General features: G+C 59.3%; 12 protein-coding genes, 2 tRNA genes and 1 rRNA gene. 11 read left to right on the top strand and 4 right to left on the bottom strand.

The genetic code is table 11. The features are described from left to right. Positions 1-622: 622 nt before the first annotated feature. Together BTHE68_RS24185 and BTHE68_RS24180 are read left to right on the top strand one after the other, a co-directional pair. Positions 623-1831 (top strand): ParA family protein, encoded by a 1209-nt coding sequence (locus BTHE68_RS24185; protein ID WP_162068815.1) that lies wholly within the window; start codon positions 623-625, stop codon positions 1829-1831. Then, positions 1828-2799 carry a ParB/RepB/Spo0J family partition protein gene (locus tag BTHE68_RS24180; protein ID WP_162068814.1) on the top strand — a complete coding sequence of 324 codons (972 nt, stop codon included), beginning with the start codon at positions 1828-1830 and terminating at the stop codon, positions 2797-2799. Before BTHE68_RS24185 ends, BTHE68_RS24180 begins: the two co-directional genes overlap by 4 nt. A 1522-nt stretch (positions 2800-4321) precedes the next feature. Here the strand turns inward: BTHE68_RS24180 and BTHE68_RS24175 are convergent. Continuing rightward, positions 4322-4630, bottom strand: a complete 309-nt coding sequence (locus BTHE68_RS24175) for a DUF4148 domain-containing protein (protein ID WP_162068813.1) — start codon at positions 4628-4630, stop codon at positions 4322-4324. Between the two features lie 112 nt (positions 4631-4742). Continuing rightward, the gene (locus tag BTHE68_RS24170; protein WP_162068812.1) at positions 4743-5636 is read right to left on the bottom strand and encodes an NAD-dependent epimerase/dehydratase family protein; all 894 of its coding nucleotides are present in this window, start codon (positions 5634-5636) and stop codon (positions 4743-4745) included. A gap of 199 nt (positions 5637-5835) precedes the next feature. On the opposite strand from BTHE68_RS24170, the gene BTHE68_RS24165 reads away from it, so the two are divergent. Genes BTHE68_RS24165 through BTHE68_RS24150 form a run of 4 tightly spaced genes read left to right on the top strand, consistent with a single transcriptional unit; the run spans position 5836 to position 10023 of the window. Continuing rightward, positions 5836-6834: an ABC transporter permease gene (locus tag BTHE68_RS24165; RefSeq protein ID WP_162068811.1), complete on the top strand. Its 999-nt coding sequence runs from the start codon at positions 5836-5838 to the stop codon at positions 6832-6834. 37 nt (positions 6835-6871) lie between these two features. Then, the gene (locus BTHE68_RS24160) at positions 6872-7813 is read left to right on the top strand and encodes a sugar-binding protein (protein ID WP_162068810.1); all 942 of its coding nucleotides are present in this window, start codon (positions 6872-6874) and stop codon (positions 7811-7813) included. Then, entirely contained in the window at positions 7810-9312 is a 1503-nt protein-coding gene (locus BTHE68_RS24155) for a sugar ABC transporter ATP-binding protein (RefSeq protein WP_162068809.1), read from the top strand. Before BTHE68_RS24160 ends, BTHE68_RS24155 begins: the two co-directional genes overlap by 4 nt. 27 nt (positions 9313-9339) lie before the next feature. Continuing rightward, positions 9340-10023, top strand: a complete 684-nt coding sequence (locus BTHE68_RS24150; protein ID WP_162068808.1) for an aspartate/glutamate racemase family protein — start codon at positions 9340-9342, stop codon at positions 10021-10023. Here the strand turns inward: BTHE68_RS24150 and BTHE68_RS24145 are convergent. Both BTHE68_RS24145 and BTHE68_RS24140 read right to left on the bottom strand, forming a co-directional pair. Next, complete coding sequence (locus BTHE68_RS24145) at positions 9987-10712, bottom strand: Crp/Fnr family transcriptional regulator (protein ID WP_162068807.1); 726 nt, start codon at positions 10710-10712, stop codon at positions 9987-9989. The two genes, BTHE68_RS24150 and BTHE68_RS24145, sit on opposite strands and share 37 nt — an antisense overlap. Before the next feature lie 173 nt (positions 10713-10885). Beyond that, entirely contained in the window at positions 10886-11284 is a 399-nt protein-coding gene (locus BTHE68_RS24140; RefSeq protein WP_162068806.1) for an FKBP-type peptidyl-prolyl cis-trans isomerase, read from the bottom strand. A gap of 248 nt (positions 11285-11532) precedes the next feature. On the opposite strand from BTHE68_RS24140, the gene BTHE68_RS24135 reads away from it, so the two are divergent. The 5 genes from BTHE68_RS24135 (at position 11533) to BTHE68_RS24115 (ending at position 15098) form a co-directional block, all read left to right on the top strand. Next, a complete protein-coding gene (locus tag BTHE68_RS24135) occupies positions 11533-12606 on the top strand; it encodes a M4 family metallopeptidase (protein WP_162068805.1) in 1074 nt (357 codons plus the stop codon). A gap of 11 nt (positions 12607-12617) precedes the next feature. Continuing rightward, complete coding sequence (locus tag BTHE68_RS24130; protein WP_232078043.1) at positions 12618-12911, top strand: protealysin inhibitor emfourin; 294 nt, start codon at positions 12618-12620, stop codon at positions 12909-12911. Positions 12912-13301: 390 nt separating this feature from the next. Further along, a 16S ribosomal RNA gene (locus BTHE68_RS24125) occupies positions 13302-14833 on the top strand. A 62-nt stretch (positions 14834-14895) separates the two neighbouring features. Further along, positions 14896-14972: transfer RNA gene (locus tag BTHE68_RS24120), tRNA-Ile, on the top strand. 50 nt (positions 14973-15022) lie between these two features. After that, positions 15023-15098: transfer RNA gene (locus tag BTHE68_RS24115), tRNA-Ala, on the top strand. The last annotated feature ends 163 nt before the right edge of the window (positions 15099-15261 follow it).

Below are 15261 nucleotides of genomic sequence, written 5' to 3'. Positions count from 1 at the left end.
CGGCGACGCCAATACCTCTCACTTCTGCGTGGTAAACGGATCACCTTGACGCTCAATCAACAGCACCTTGGGCACAATATGCCTCACCTTCCGTCGTTAAGTGACTGATTTTACGATTGTTGTACTGGTGCTGTTAGTGGTGGTGAGTCTTATTCTTTAAGTAAACGAACAAACCCGCTCGCAAACTCGGCGTCGCGTGATGCTTTAAAGCGGGAAACTGACCGTGGCGTAAGAGCGGGCTGTTCTGGTTCGCGGATCCGCGTTGTTTGGTGAGGTGAATTGTGATCGCCGCAGAGCACGGCTAATTTTCGCGTCCCGAAGCGCACCAACGGTGAGGTCTTTTGTGTTGGTCCGACGCCAGTGCGCGTGCTGCATCGCACACATCAGGCATCGAGTCTGCGAAAGGCCTGTCGAAACCGCTCAAAGCACATCTTGCAAGCCTTAGATAAATAAGCAGTTTTCGCCCGTCGACCCGCATTACGCAAATTTTGGTCTGATAGCCATGGCTTTCCGTCGCGCCCACGCGTATTCTACGGTTCGACACCGAGTTGAACCAAAACCGTAGAAAGAGCGGCGAGCGTGGATAAAACGCCTCACCGTCGACATTACAGGAAGCATCAGAATGAATTTGAGCGAACTGCCAGAGATTAATCGAAGGGTGAAACTCTCCAATCTGGGAGAGTTCGCCGAACGTTTGTCGGTGATGACAAATGAACTGCGAGACCAAATCCTCGCACCTAGACCGCGAAAGACCGCGCCCCTCTTTACGATAGGCGAACTATCGGAGATGTGCGGGATCGACCGTCAGAAAATCAACTATCTGGCCACCAAGGAAGGCAGCGATTTGCCGCCGGGCGAAACGCACGGCACCGGTCGCGCGCGCATATTTTCCTTGAAGGATGCCCGTGCCTGGGTGCAACAGGTATCGGATATCTATCAGACGCCGCTCGTCACGGGGACACGTGAGCACCGGGGACGCGTGCTGATCACGGCGAACTTCAAGGGCGGCTCGTGCAAGACGACGACATCGATGTGTATCGGTCAGGGACTGAGTCTGCGTGGCCGCAAGGTTCTCATGATCGACCTCGATCCACAAGCATCGCTGTCGGAACTATGTGGTCTGTATGCGGAAAAGGATGTGACCTGGGAGGACACCGTCCTGCCCTTCATCTACGATCCGGAGATCGAAGGCGGCCTTTCCTCGAAGGTGCAGACTACGTACTGGGACGGTCTCGACGTCATTCCGGCACATAACTATTTGCACGATGCCGAGTTTCATCTTCCTACCGCGCAGAAGACGCACGCCAATTTCGAATTCTGGTCTGTGCTGCGCAAGGGCATCGAGCCGCTGCGTGCGCAGTACGACTACATCATTCTCGATACAGCGCCGTCGCTTTCTTATATGACGCTCAACGGGCTGATGGCAGCCGATTCGATGGTGATGCCGCTCGTGCCCGAGAGCCTCGACTTTATTTCTTCCGTGTCGTTCTGGTCGCTGTTCGCGGAAGTCGCGAATGGTTTCGTCCAGCACGAAGTCGACAAAACGTACGACTTCATTTCGGTGCTCCTTTCCAGGGTGGATTACGGGACGACATCGTCGGCACCGGTCGTGCGGTCCTGGTCGCAACGCGCTTATGGAGACTGGTTGCACACGACCGAGATTCCGGCGAGTTCCGTGATGAGTAACGGAGCGTTGGCATTCTCGACGGTGTTCGATTTATCGCGTGCGGAGACGGTGGCGAAAACTTTGGCGCGAGTAAAGCAGCCGATGGTGGATTACTGCAAGTGGATCGATGACCAATATGTCGCCCAATGGAGGGCCGGACAATGAGCAGCCTTCGTGATCGCATGATGAGCAAGACCGCCGAAGTTCGGGCGGCAAAGGACATCCAGCTCGATCCACAACAGGAAAAGTCCGCGAGTCCGCGCACCGCGCCAGGGATGGCGGCAGCATTGGCGGCTGCGCAGCAGCGCATCGTGCATCTCGAGAAGGCCGGTTCTTCGTCGGAGGCGTCTGTTTCCGAGATCGTTCCGAATCCTTGGCAGCCTCGGCAGGTTTTCAACGACGCGAAGCTTGCGCAACTCGCAGAGTCGATTCGCGAGGCGGGTCTGGTTCAGCCAATCGTTGTGCGTCGCGTGGGAGCGGGATATCAGATCGTAGCGGGCGAGCGGCGTTGGCGCGCGCACAAGATGATCGGGAAAGAGACGATCAAGGTTTTGGTGGTCGAACTTTCTGATGAAGAGATGGCGATGCTGGCGCTCGTGGAAAATGTGGCGCGGGAAGATTTGTGCGACTACGAGATTTCGCGTTCGATTCGGCGGACCGAAAAGGAATTTCCGAACCGAAAGCGCATGGCCGAGGCTTTGGGGATTTCGCGATCGGAGCTTTATCGATATCTGTCGTTCGGGGAGTTGCCCGAATTTGTGGTTCAGGATCTGGATGTGCAACCCCGTTTGCTCGGCGCGACGGCCGCGGAGGGCGTGGTGTCGGTTCTTCGTGGAAGGGATGGCGCGGCGCGTGAGGTTGCCAAGGGCCTCTGGGCGAAAGTTGTAGCCGGCGATCTGGATCAGTCGAAATTAGGCAAGGCGATCAAGCAGGCTTTGGATGATGCCGGCAAGCCTGTCGTGAGCGTGAGCGATCGAAGCATCGACAAGATTTTTTCCGGCGGATCACAGGCGGGATCGATTACGAAGGATTCGGCGGGGCTGACCGTGAAAATCAAGGCGGGCGTGCTGACTGCAGAAAACGAGAAGCGAATTCGCGAGTTGTTTACACAGTTGTTTGCCGACAATGGCTGATCGTCGGCGCGCGTGTTGAGCGCGCAGTCGAGTGGGGTGTCCCGACCTGGGACACTGACGGCGGGCAGATTTCAACGGGTGATTCGGACGATAGCGGCGTCAAGAGTGTCCCGACTTGGGACACTCGGAGGTGCAGTTGGCAGGGCGGGATCCAATAACGAATTCGAACGATGTTCCTAGCCTGCCACGGTCAAAAGCGCTAACTATTGGCCACCGATTCTTACGCGCGCGCGGCGCGGCGGACTTAGTGAAAGTGTCCCGACTTGGGACACCATTCCCGCGCCTCCAATTCCCAGGCCACGCACTCATTCATACGATGGTCCGATCCAGAGCGAAACGGCCAAGTTGCCCGTTCGCGTTGTGTGCCTAGGATGTTCGACACACCGCCGAAATGCCTGAGAACCCGTCCTGGTTTATTCTTGACCGCCAAGCGGCGCACGGGATGAACCGAGGTTGTAGAAGAGAAGCAAAAGGCCGCACTGGCACAACTACACGCCGTCCGATCGCTGCGACCCGAATTCGCTTCCCTCTCCGCAGTTGTCGATGCACCCGAAACGCCGCCTTATCTGCGAGCGCTTGCATTCCGCCACAGCTAAAGCTTGTCCACGCCTAAATCTCAACATCGCATTGATTGTGACCGGCTTTCCACGCCAGGCAGGTCTGTTGGCGGAGGTTCCTCATAGCGCTGTCTCACTAGCCTGACCCGAGAGAGAGCGAAGTTGCTGATCCGCAGCGTGATGCGCTCGAAACTCCACCAATTGAAAATGGCGCGAAGGAAAATGGCTTGCCGCAACAATGCCGCATACAGCAAGAGACCACGGAAACGGAGCGAAACGCTGCCCACTCTAGATTCGGCACGTTCGCCTTTATCGTCCGCGACGGCACTGCGGTGCTCACAGAATCGACGAACAGCGTTGCAACCTCACAGTTGGTTTGGAGACCATCGCAGGCGCGTCGGCGGCGAAAGGAGTCGGGCGAGACGATGCGTGCTACGCCATGGCCGGTACCTTGCCGTGAAACAATCAGCGCAATTGGCGTCGATAGCTCAGAGGCTCTACTAGAAAGGCTTTCAGCCGCGTGTTACCTCCATTTCGACCGGATGTTTCACGGAAAATCGGTGCGCGGCGCCGAGCAAGCCTGACCTAGTGCTTCAAAATGCTCCCACGAGCGTCGAATTGCCGTGGGCGTAACAAGTTGAACGCCTTCTGTAGCATTCGATACGATTCTTCGACTCGCGGAATGTTGAGGTCAGGCGCACTTGAACTAGCGGCCACGTGAGCGGAGTCGAGCTACACACGGGAACTAGCGGGCCAGAAGTGGAATTGCTGGAGCGCACCCACCGGCACAACGTCGCGCATTAGAAGTCCGCGGAAGTAAAGAGGGCGCGGCAAATGGGCGCGTCCACGAACGCGCGTCGCTCTTTATCACGCAGCGCCAAACCGCACCGAACGATTGAAAATCATCCAAATACAACGCCCAACAAATGAGGATTACGTAATAAATCGACGCACCCCCACGCCCGTCACTCCGACCGCACTGCCCGACATTCCGCCTGATACCACCGATCGACCTGACGTTGCGCCGCCTGCAGATCATCCGGATAGTACGGGTCATAGAACCTCGACGGGTCATACCCGGCCGCCCTCAGCGCCGCCAATTCACTCAGGTTGCGCTCGCGTGTGGGCGGAGCGTTGTTTTTCAGCGCGGTGAGGTCGCCGCATTGCGTCTCGCTCAGATGCCTGCCGTCCGCCGAAGTGCCGCCTGCCGCACAGCCGGCGAGCGAGATCATCAACGCGGACCAGATCGGCCAGATTTTCCCTGAGTTCTTCATATATGTCTCTCGTTCGCCAGCCCGGCAACGAGCGCAGCGGGCGCTGCGCTCCGATGACGCCATTTTCCACCGTGCCGACGAGAGAGACCAACCTGCAATAAACGCGCACGGATTATTTTGCGACCTGTTCGCGCCACCGGTAAGCCTGCCGCCATCCCAGCAGACGTTTGAGCTTCTCGTTGCTCAGCAGCGTTTCGAACTCTCCCAGTTGCTTCTTCACCGGCACGCCAGGATAGAAACGCTCGAGCAGCGCGGCCGTCGGCTGATCGGACGACACATCATCGGCGGCGACGTTCATCACCTGAAAGCCCAGGCCGTCCTTTTCGATCGCAAGCCGGCAAGCCGTCGCCAGATCGCGGCCGTCGATGTAGCTCCACGCGATGCGCTTTCTCAGCGCCGGATCCTTCAGCCAGACCGGAAACTTCTGATAATCGACCGGGTCGAGCACGTTGCCGATGCGAAAACAGTAGATATCCGCGCCCGTGCGCGCGTGAAACGCCTTGGCCGTCACCTCGTTGATGACTTTCGATGTCGCGTAACTGTCCATCGGATCGACGGGATACTCCTCGTCGAGCGGAAAATACTGCGGGTCGCGATGCCGGTGCGCGAACACGACGCCGTACGTCGTTTCGCTCGACGCCAGGATCACCTTTCTGATGCCGAGCTTCGAGGCCGCATCGAGGATGTTGTACGTGCCCATCACGTTGATGCGGAAAACCTCGTTATCCGTCGTGACGAGAATGCGCGGAATCGCCGCGAAATGCACGATGGCGTCGATCGGCTTCGGCTCGATGTCGTCGTCGAATTCCTTAGACGTGGTACTCGACGCGAGCGCGTTGAACACCTGACCCGCGTCGGTGATGTCGGTGATGAGCGTGCGCGCGGTGGCTTTGGCCATCGGCACGCGGTCGACGTTGAGCACCTCGTAGCCGTGCGCGACCAGATCCTCGACGACCCATTTCCCGGCCAGTCCGCTGCCGCCGGTCACAATCACTCGCTTCGTCATGCTGTGGCTCCTTTTGATGTAGTCCGCTTCAGACGGAAACCATCGTAGGGCCGTTCGGCGCGCGAAATCTGTGACGCGCGTCATAGCCACGCGTGCGTATCGATTCGGGTTCACCCCGATGCGCGACTATGACGCGCGTCACAGATTTCGCCGCCCGTGCGCTCATAAGATCAATGCCATCCTGAACAGGAGGACATCGGTGAGCGCAATATCGTCGAAGAAGGAACCCGCGCAGCACTCCCGCGCCGTGGACGTGTTGCACGCCTGTCTGCGCATCCGCGAACTGAATGTGCTGTCGGTGCTGCTGCTCGTCGGTTTGCTCATCAGCCTATTCTCGCCGTACTTCCTCACCACCAACAACCTGATGGGCGTGTTCCGCTCGTTCTCGCTCGTCGCGCTGATGTCGATCGGCATGATGCTCGTCATCATCACGGGCGGTATCGATCTGTCGGTCGGCTCGGTGATGGGCCTGTCGTCGCTGATTACCGCGCTCGCGTTCCAGCATGGCTTGGGCGCGTTCGCCGCAGTGCTGTGCGGGCTCGCCGTCGGGCTCGTCGTGGGCGCGTTCAACGGCGTCATGATCACGTGGATCCAGTTGCCCCCTTTCATTGCGACGCTGGGCACGCTCTCCATCGGACGCGGGCTCATGTACATCATCACCAAGGGCGTACCGGTCACGCCCGATGTGCCCGATGCCTTCACCTTCATCGGTCAGGGCTATGTCGGCTTCGTGCCGTTTCCGGTGGTCATCCTGCTCGCGATGACCGTGATTTTCTCCATCGTCATGCGTCAGACGCGTTTCGGTCGTCACGTCTACGCGACGGGCGGCAACGAAGTCGCTGCGCGCCTCTCGGGCGTGCGGACGGCGCGCGTGAAATTCACGGTGTACGTGCTGTCGGGATTCATCGCGTCGATGGCGGGCGTGATCGCGTTCTCGCGCTTCGTATCGGCCGAACCCGCTTCGGGCTTCGGCGCGGAGCTGGACGTGATCGCGGCGGCGGCAATCGGTGGGGCGAGCCTATCGGGTGGCGCGGGCAGCGTGGAGGGCGCGATCATCGGCGCGGCGCTCGCGGGCATCATCACCAATGGCGTGGTGCTGCTGAACATCGATACCTATGCGCAGCAGGCGATTACCGGCTGCGTGATCCTGATCGCCGTGAGCATCGACATCTGGCGCGTGCGTCGCAAGGGTCGCTGAAGCAGTGTAGGTCGAAAACAATCAAAGGAGACGAAGCATGAAACCCACGCCAACAATCGTCGCGAGCGCGCTGCTCGCATTGTCGGCCGCGTGTGCCGGCATCGCGCACGCGAAGGACGCGAAGGACATCTCGGTCGCCGTGATACCCAAGGTCGCGGTGCCGTTTTTCGATGACTGCAACAAGGGCGCCCAGACCGCCGCCGACAAGGCCGGCGTCAAGTACCAATGGGTGGTGCCGCAGAACACGCAAGGTTCGACGCAAGTGCAGATCATCGAAGACCTGATTTCGCGACATGTGGACGGCATCGCGATCTCGGTGAACGAGCCGAAGTCGGTCGAAAGCGTGATGAAGCGCGCGGAGAAGAGCGGCGTGAAAGTGCTGACCTACGACTCCGATTCTCCCAATAGCGGCCGCTCGATGTACATCGGCACGAACAACGTGCAGGCCGGCGAGACGATGGCCGACACGATGGGCCGTGCGTTGAACGGCAAGGGCGAAGTCGCGATCATCACTGGCCAGCTCGGCGCGGTGAACCTGAACGAGCGCATCTCGGGCATCAAGCGTGGCCTCGCTAAGTATCCGGGCATCCGGATCGTCGAGACCCAGGGCACGGACGACGACCTCGCGCGCGGCGTGTCCGTCGTCGAGACGACTTTGCGCGCGCATCCGAATCTCAGCGGCATCTTCGGCGTGAGTCAGGTCGGCGGCCCGGCGGTGGCGAAGGTGCTCAACACGAAGGAATTCGGCGCGATGAAGGGCAAGCTCGAAGTGCTGGCGTTCGACGACTTGCCCGATACGCTCAAAGGCCTGAAGGAAGGTTACATACAGGGGATCATGGTCCAGCGCCCGGTCACGATGGGCTCGCTCGCGGTTCAGCATCTCGTCGCGCAGATTCAGGGCACGGAGGCGAAGTCGAAGGATATCGACACCGGCGTGACCGTCGTGACGAAGGACAACATGGGCAGCTACACGAAATGACGCCCTTTCTCGAGATGCGCGATATCTCGAAGACATTTCCCGGCGTGAAGGCGCTCGAGCGCGTCAGTCTCGACATTCATCGCGGTGAAGTGCTCGCGCTCGCCGGGGAGAACGGAGCGGGCAAAAGTACTCTGATGAAGATCCTGACCGGCGTGTACGCGCCCGATCCGAGCGGCACGATCCGCATCGAAGGGCGCGAGGTCGCGCTCGCCGACAGCCATCACGCGCGCGCGCTTGGCGTGAACATCATTTATCAGGAACTCGCGGTGGTCGAGAACCTGACGGTCGGCGAGAACATCTTTCTGGCGAAGGAGCCGCGCACGCGATTCGGCTTCATCGATCGCGCGCGCATGTATGCGCAAGCGCGCGACGTGTTGCGCACGATCGACATGGACATCGATCCGGCCACGCGCGTGAGCGAACTGAGCGTCGGCCAGCAGCAGATGATCGAAATTGCCAAGGCGCTCAGCGCGCAGTCGAAGGCGATCATCATGGACGAGCCCACCGCATCGCTGAGTCATCACGAGACGAGCGTGCTGCTCGGCCTCGTGAAGCGTCTGCGCGAACGAGGCATCGCGGTCGTGTACATCTCACATCGTCTCGAAGAGATCTTCGATCTCGCGGATCGCGTGACGGTCTTGCGCGATGGCCGCACGGTAAGCACTGCGCCGATTGCGCAAGTGACGCGCGAAACTCTGGTGCGGCAGATGGTGGATCGCGAACTCAGCGAACTCTACGGCGAGCCGCAATCGCATGCGAGCGGCACGCCCGTGCTCGAAGTGCGCGGCCTTTCGCTCAGGCCGGTGAAAAAGGCGGAGGCGCGGATCCGCGATATCGGCTTCACTCTGCATCGCGGCGAAGTGCTGGGTATCGCGGGCCTCGTCGGTTCCGGGCGCACCGAGATCATGGAAATGATCTTCGGCATGCGCGCATCGACCGGATCGGTTTCGATCGACGGCGCGCCGGTCAGGATTCGCAATCCGCACGATGCGATTCGCGCGGGCATCGGCTTCGTCACCGAGGATCGCAAGGCGCAAGGCCTCGTGCTCGGCATGAGCGTGCGCGAGAACTTCAGCCTCACGCATCTGCGACGCTATTCGCCGTTTCAGTTCGTGCAATACGCGCGCGAACGCGAAAGCTGCCAGCAGTACGTACGCATGCTCGGCATCAAGACGCCGGGTGTCGAGCAGAAAGTCGTGAACCTGAGCGGCGGCAATCAACAGAAGATCGTCATCGCGAAATGGGTGGCGCGCAATCCGAAAGTCCTGATCGTCGATGAGCCCACGCGCGGCATCGATGTCGGCGCGAAGGCGGAGGTGCATGCGCTCATCGCACGGCTCGCGGCGCAGGGCATCGGCGTGATCGTCATTTCATCTGATCTGCTCGAAGTGCTTGCGCTGAGCGACCGCATCCTGACCGTGCGCGAAGGCCGCATCAGCGGCGAACTGAGTCGCGCCGAAGCATCGCAGGAAAAGGTGATGGCGCTCGCCACCGCCTGATCATCCACGAACAAACACGGATTATTTATGACCATGATCGCCGTAGTGCACACCGGACCAGTGACCGTCGAGCCTTTGAAGGCGCAATTCGCGCAGCAGTTGCCGGATGCGCGCGTCGTCAATATCGTCGACGACAGCCTGCTCGCCGATGTGCGGGCCGCCGGCCGCCTGACGCCCGAAGTGACGGCGCGCCTTTTCAGCTATATGTCGAACGCGCAGGCGATGGGCGCGGACCTCATCCTCAATGCGTGCTCGTCGGTGGGCGAAGCGACGGACGTGCTGCGCGGCATGATTCGCACGCCGATCATCAAGGTGGACGAAGCAATGGCGGAGCAGGCCTGCGCGCTCGGCGCGCGTGTCGGTGTCGTGGCGACGGTGTCGACCACGCTCGAGCCGACGGCGCGTCTGATTCGCAGGAAGGCCGTGCAGCACGAACGCAAGGTGGACGTGACGGAATGCATCGCCGAGGGCGCGTTCGAAGCGCTATTGGCCGGCGACGGGGCGAAGCACGACGATATCCTCAGACGCGCGATCGTCGAGCTTGCCGATCATGTCGATGTGATCGTGCTCGCGCAAGTGTCGATGGCGCGGCTCGTGCCGACGCTCGACGCATTGCCGGTGCCGGTGCTGTCGAGCCCGCACAGCGGCGTGGCCGCCGTGAAGCGCGCGCTCGCTCAGAGCGACGCGAGGGCCGGCGCCGCGCTCGGCTGAGCCTTGTTGAGGAAACGCGTGACGAATGCGGGCGTGAGCACGATCTTGCGCTCGCGCATGTCGACGAGTCCTTCGGCCTTGAGATCGCTGAAATGTCGGTTCACCGACTCACGCGACGTGCCGATGAATTCCGCGAGCTTGTCCTGCGCGATCGGAAGGTCGATCAGAATCGCATCGCCCTGTTCGAGGTAATCGCAGGGCGCGCCGACCTGTCCCGCGAACATCACGAGAAGGTTCGTCAGACGCTTTCTGACGTCGTGCAGCGAGAGGTTTTCGATCAGCTGCTGCGCTTCCTGCCAGCGCAAATAGTGATTTCGTAACACGAATTCATTGATGACCTCGTAGCGCCCGAGCAGGTCCTTGAAGTCTCGCTTGCGGATATAGCAGACCATGCTGGGCGCGAGCGTCTGAGCGTGATGCGAATAGTTCGCCTGGTTGAGCACGTCGCCGTCGCCGAAGATCATGCCTGCCTTGACGAACGCGAGCGTGATTTCCTGCCCGTCTTCCGTGAGCCGAAACAGCCTCACGCTGCCGCTCTTGAGCAAATAGACGTGTTCGCTCGACTCATCCGGGCGATACACGATGGTGTTCTTGCGAAGCGTGCGATGGTCGCTGAAGGCGGGCATCACCTCATCGAGGCAATGATGTTGGATCAGAGAGAGCAGTTCGCTTTTGCCGACAAACCACATGTTCGTCTCCTTAAATTTGTCTTGCGATTTGGCTCTCTTATCAGCTATTCGTAATGAATGCGGCGGGCCTTGCGCTTAGGGACGTGGCCATTCTACACATCGACGCTCGCAGTTCGTGCGACGAGACGCGCGACGCCTGATCGCGTCGCGCGTCCCGCCGTTTTAAGGCTCGATTACTTGCCGATGCCGAGCAGTTCGACCTCGAACGTGAGATCGCTGTTCGGCGGGATGGCGCCGACACCGCGATCGCCGTAAGCGGTCGCTGCCGGGCAGGTCAGTTTGGCCTTGCCGCCGACTTTCATCTTCTGCACGCCCTGGGTCCAGCACGGAATCACGCGGCCGAGCGGGAATGTCGCAGGTCCGCCGTGTTTTTCCGAGTTGTCGAACTCGGTGCCGTTCGCGAGCGTGCCGCGATAATTGACGCGCACGATGTCGTCGGCCGTTGGTTGCGGACCGGTGCCTTGCTTGAGATGCTCGACGACGACGCCCGACGGCAACTTGTCGATGCTGTTGGCGGCGAACGCGGTCGATGCGATAGTTGATGCGGCGAGCAGAGCGATGACTGATTTCATGCGATGTCCTGGTTGAATGACAACGCTGATTATATCGGGAGCTTTTCGTGGTCCAGACCGATCGCGCGTCGGGACATTTAGCGGATCAGTCGGAACGATTGACGTGTCGGCACTATCTGGAGTACCTATGATGATCTGGCGCGAACGTGACTTCTTCATCGACAGGTTCACTCATTTTCCCATTAGCAACATGTAGAAAAGCGCCGCGCGTGGTTTCCCACCTTCCTTTTCACGTTCAGGAGGCAATCATGTGCATCGGTTCCCGCTCAGGGCGCGCTCATTCGATCTATTGCATCTTGCCACCGCATATGCTCGCGGCGATCGCGAAAAACGGCTCGGCCGAGCAACGCTCGCTCGCCATCGATACCCTGTCGGCGGACCATACGTTCCGGCAATTCCGCTCCGTGCAGGCCGCGACGCTCCAGCCCAGGCGCGCGGGGCAGATGCCCGCCGTCGCGCCGGTCGTGCACCGGACCATCTATACCGCGAAGAATACGGAGACACTGCCGGGGACCATCGTGCGCGCGGAGGGCGCGAAGAAGACAAAGGATCCTTGCGTCGACGAAGCATACGACGGCCTAGGCGACACCTTCGAGTTCTATCTCGAGGTCTTTCAGCGCAATTCGATCGATGATGCCGGCATGCCGCTCATCGGCACGGTGCATTTCGGCGACAAGTACGACAACGCGTTCTGGAATTCGCAGCAGATGGTCTTCGGGGACGGCGACGGCGAGCTCTTCAATCGCTTCACCATCTCGCTCGATGTGATCGGCCATGAACTAACGCACGGCGTGACGGAGCACACGGCCGAACTCGCGTACTCGGGGCAGGCCGGCGCGCTCAACGAATCCGTCTCCGATGTGTTCGGCTCGCTGATCAAGCAATACACGCTGAAGCAGACGGCCGATAAGGCCGACTGGCTGATCGGAGCGGGGCTGCTTGCGAAGGGCGTTAAGGGCGTCGCATTGCGCTCCATGAAAGAACCGGGTACGGCGTACGACGACCCCGTGCTGGGCAAGGATCCGCAGCCATCGACCATGAGCGGTTATGTTCAGACGACGCAGGACAACGGCGGCGTTCACATCAATTCCGGCATTCCGAATCGCGCGTTCTGTCTTGCGGCGCTCGATATCGGCGGTAACGCATGGGAAAAGGCGGGGCGCATCTGGTATGAGACGCTGAACGATTCGCACATCAAGGCGACGACGGGCTTCAAGAGTTTCGCGCGTCTCACCGTGTCGAACGCCAATCGGCTGTTCGGCACGAACAGCGCGGAATCGAAGGCGGTCACTCAGGCGTGGCATCAGGTTGGTGTCCTGTGATGCAGGCGGAATTGTTCATCGAAGGCGGGGTGGGGTTTTTTCCGGGGCTTGCGCGGCCGATCGTCGTGCAAGCGGCGGGTTTGTCGCCCGACGAGAGCGCCGAGTTCGCCAAACTGGTTTCGGCTGCGCGCGCGGAGGGCGGCACGGCTCGACCGAGCGCGAAGAAGCCGGTGCCGGATGCGCGGAGCTATCGGATCAGCATCGCCGTGGATGACGGCAAGCTCGAACTCGAGGCCGCCGATCCAGGCGTGCCACCGGCGTTTGCCGCCCTGATGAGTTTTCTCAAGCAGCACGGACATCGATGAGCGATCCGCGCAGCGCGTCGATGCGGGATCGCGAATGACCGCGGTAAATTTGACTCGATAAGTTTTTTAAAAAAGACGCTTGACGATACGAAAATCAGTCTGCATAATTCGCCTCCCGTTGAATGACGGCGCGCAAGAAAGCAAGCGAAAGCAGATAACCCGCGAAGCAAATTCTTAGCGCAATGCTCTTTAAAAACTAACAGCCGATAAGTGTGGGCGCTTGATAGCGAGTGCGGTTTCAGTCTTTCGGGGCTGAAGCGATAGCAAAAGTATCAAGAGTCTCACACGAAGTATCAGAGGAAGGTTTATCTGTCGAAAGATGGATTAATCATCGTCAGTACGTTGAGTGAGCGACCGGTTCTTAACGGAACCGAAAACAGTAACAGGTTTGAACTGAAGAGTTTGATCCTGGCTCAGATTGAACGCTGGCGGCATGCCTTACACATGCAAGTCGAACGGCAGCACGGGGGCAACCCTGGTGGCGAGTGGCGAACGGGTGAGTAATACATCGGAACGTGTCCTGTAGTGGGGGATAGCCCGGCGAAAGCCGGATTAATACCGCATACGATCTACGGAAGAAAGCGGGGGATCTTCGGACCTCGCGCTATAGGGGCGGCCGATGGCAGATTAGCTAGTTGGTGGGGTAAAGGCCTACCAAGGCGACGATCTGTAGCTGGTCTGAGAGGACGACCAGCCACACTGGGACTGAGACACGGCCCAGACTCCTACGGGAGGCAGCAGTGGGGAATTTTGGACAATGGGGGCAACCCTGATCCAGCAATGCCGCGTGTGTGAAGAAGGCCTTCGGGTTGTAAAGCACTTTTGTCCGGAAAGAAAACCATCGCCCTAATATGGTGGTGGGATGACGGTACCGGAAGAATAAGCACCGGCTAACTACGTGCCAGCAGCCGCGGTAATACGTAGGGTGCGAGCGTTAATCGGAATTACTGGGCGTAAAGCGTGCGCAGGCGGTCTGTTAAGACCGATGTGAAATCCCCGGGCTTAACCTGGGAACTGCATTGGTGACTGGCAGGCTTTGAGTGTGGCAGAGGGGGGTAGAATTCCACGTGTAGCAGTGAAATGCGTAGAGATGTGGAGGAATACCGATGGCGAAGGCAGCCCCCTGGGCCAACACTGACGCTCATGCACGAAAGCGTGGGGAGCAAACAGGATTAGATACCCTGGTAGTCCACGCCCTAAACGATGTCAACTAGTTGTTGGGGATTCATTTCCTTAGTAACGTAGCTAACGCGTGAAGTTGACCGCCTGGGGAGTACGGTCGCAAGATTAAAACTCAAAGGAATTGACGGGGACCCGCACAAGCGGTGGATGATGTGGATTAATTCGATGCAACGCGAAAAACCTTACCTACCCTTGACATGGTCGGAATCCCGCTGAGAGGTGGGAGTGCTCGAAAGAGAACCGGCGCACAGGTGCTGCATGGCTGTCGTCAGCTCGTGTCGTGAGATGTTGGGTTAAGTCCCGCAACGAGCGCAACCCTTGTCCTTAGTTGCTACGCAAGAGCACTCTAAGGAGACTGCCGGTGACAAACCGGAGGAAGGTGGGGATGACGTCAAGTCCTCATGGCCCTTATGGGTAGGGCTTCACACGTCATACAATGGTCGGAACAGAGGGTTGCCAAGCCGCGAGGTGGAGCCAATCCCAGAAAACCGATCGTAGTCCGGATCGCAGTCTGCAACTCGACTGCGTGAAGCTGGAATCGCTAGTAATCGCGGATCAGCATGCCGCGGTGAATACGTTCCCGGGTCTTGTACACACCGCCCGTCACACCATGGGAGTGGGTTTCACCAGAAGTAGGTAGCCTAACCGCAAGGAGGGCGCTTACCACGGTGGGATTCATGACTGGGGTGAAGTCGTAACAAGGTAGCCGTATCGGAAGGTGCGGCTGGATCACCTCCTTTCTCGAGCTTCGCACTTCAACATTAAGCGCTCACGCTTATCGGCTGTAAGAAAGACAGGCTAAGGGTCTGTAGCTCAGTCGGTTAGAGCACCGTCTTGATAAGGCGGGGGTCGTTGGTTCGAATCCAACCAGACCCACCACCCGAGAGAGGCGTGCTGACGGAGCAACCGTTCCTAGTCAGGCCACGGAAGGGGGATTAGCTCAGCTGGGAGAGCACCTGCTTTGCAAGCAGGGGGTCGTCGGTTCGATCCCGTCATCCTCCACCAAGTCTTCAATGCCAAGTGTTTGCTGCAAGCACTTGGCATTGGCGACTATAGCCAGTTGATGCTGCAAGCAGTGCAACACGCTTGTCGGCTAAACGTTCTTTAACAATCTGGAAGAAGTAGTAAAGAGAATCGCGAAAGCACTTAGAGATGGGTGTGAGTAGAG

It is taken from the genome of Burkholderia sp. THE68, from assembly GCF_009938265.1.
In the GTDB taxonomy this organism is placed as follows: Bacteria; Pseudomonadota; Gammaproteobacteria; order Burkholderiales; family Burkholderiaceae; genus Caballeronia.
This window is presented reverse-complemented; position numbering and strand designations above follow the sequence as displayed.

What these genes read in the sequence shown, in the direction of transcription:
- BTHE68_RS24175 (WP_162068813.1), bottom strand. Translation starts at nt 4,630, where the DNA reads ATGAAGAACTCAGGGAAAATCTGGCCGATCTGGTCCGCGTTGATGATC.
- BTHE68_RS24135 (WP_162068805.1), top strand. Translation starts at nt 11,533, where the DNA reads ATGTGCATCGGTTCCCGCTCAGGGCGCGCTCATTCGATCTATTGCATC.
- BTHE68_RS24150 (WP_162068808.1), top strand. Translation starts at nt 9,340, where the DNA reads ATGACCATGATCGCCGTAGTGCACACCGGACCAGTGACCGTCGAGCCT.
- BTHE68_RS24185 (WP_162068815.1), top strand. Translation starts at nt 623, where the DNA reads ATGAATTTGAGCGAACTGCCAGAGATTAATCGAAGGGTGAAACTCTCC.
- BTHE68_RS24170 (WP_162068812.1), bottom strand. Translation starts at nt 5,636, where the DNA reads ATGACGAAGCGAGTGATTGTGACCGGCGGCAGCGGACTGGCCGGGAAA.
- BTHE68_RS24180 (WP_162068814.1), top strand. Translation starts at nt 1,828, where the DNA reads ATGAGCAGCCTTCGTGATCGCATGATGAGCAAGACCGCCGAAGTTCGG.
- BTHE68_RS24145 (WP_162068807.1), bottom strand. Translation starts at nt 10,712, where the DNA reads ATGTGGTTTGTCGGCAAAAGCGAACTGCTCTCTCTGATCCAACATCAT.
- BTHE68_RS24160 (WP_162068810.1), top strand. Translation starts at nt 6,872, where the DNA reads ATGAAACCCACGCCAACAATCGTCGCGAGCGCGCTGCTCGCATTGTCG.
- BTHE68_RS24155 (WP_162068809.1), top strand. Translation starts at nt 7,810, where the DNA reads ATGACGCCCTTTCTCGAGATGCGCGATATCTCGAAGACATTTCCCGGC.
- BTHE68_RS24140 (WP_162068806.1), bottom strand. Translation starts at nt 11,284, where the DNA reads ATGAAATCAGTCATCGCTCTGCTCGCCGCATCAACTATCGCATCGACC.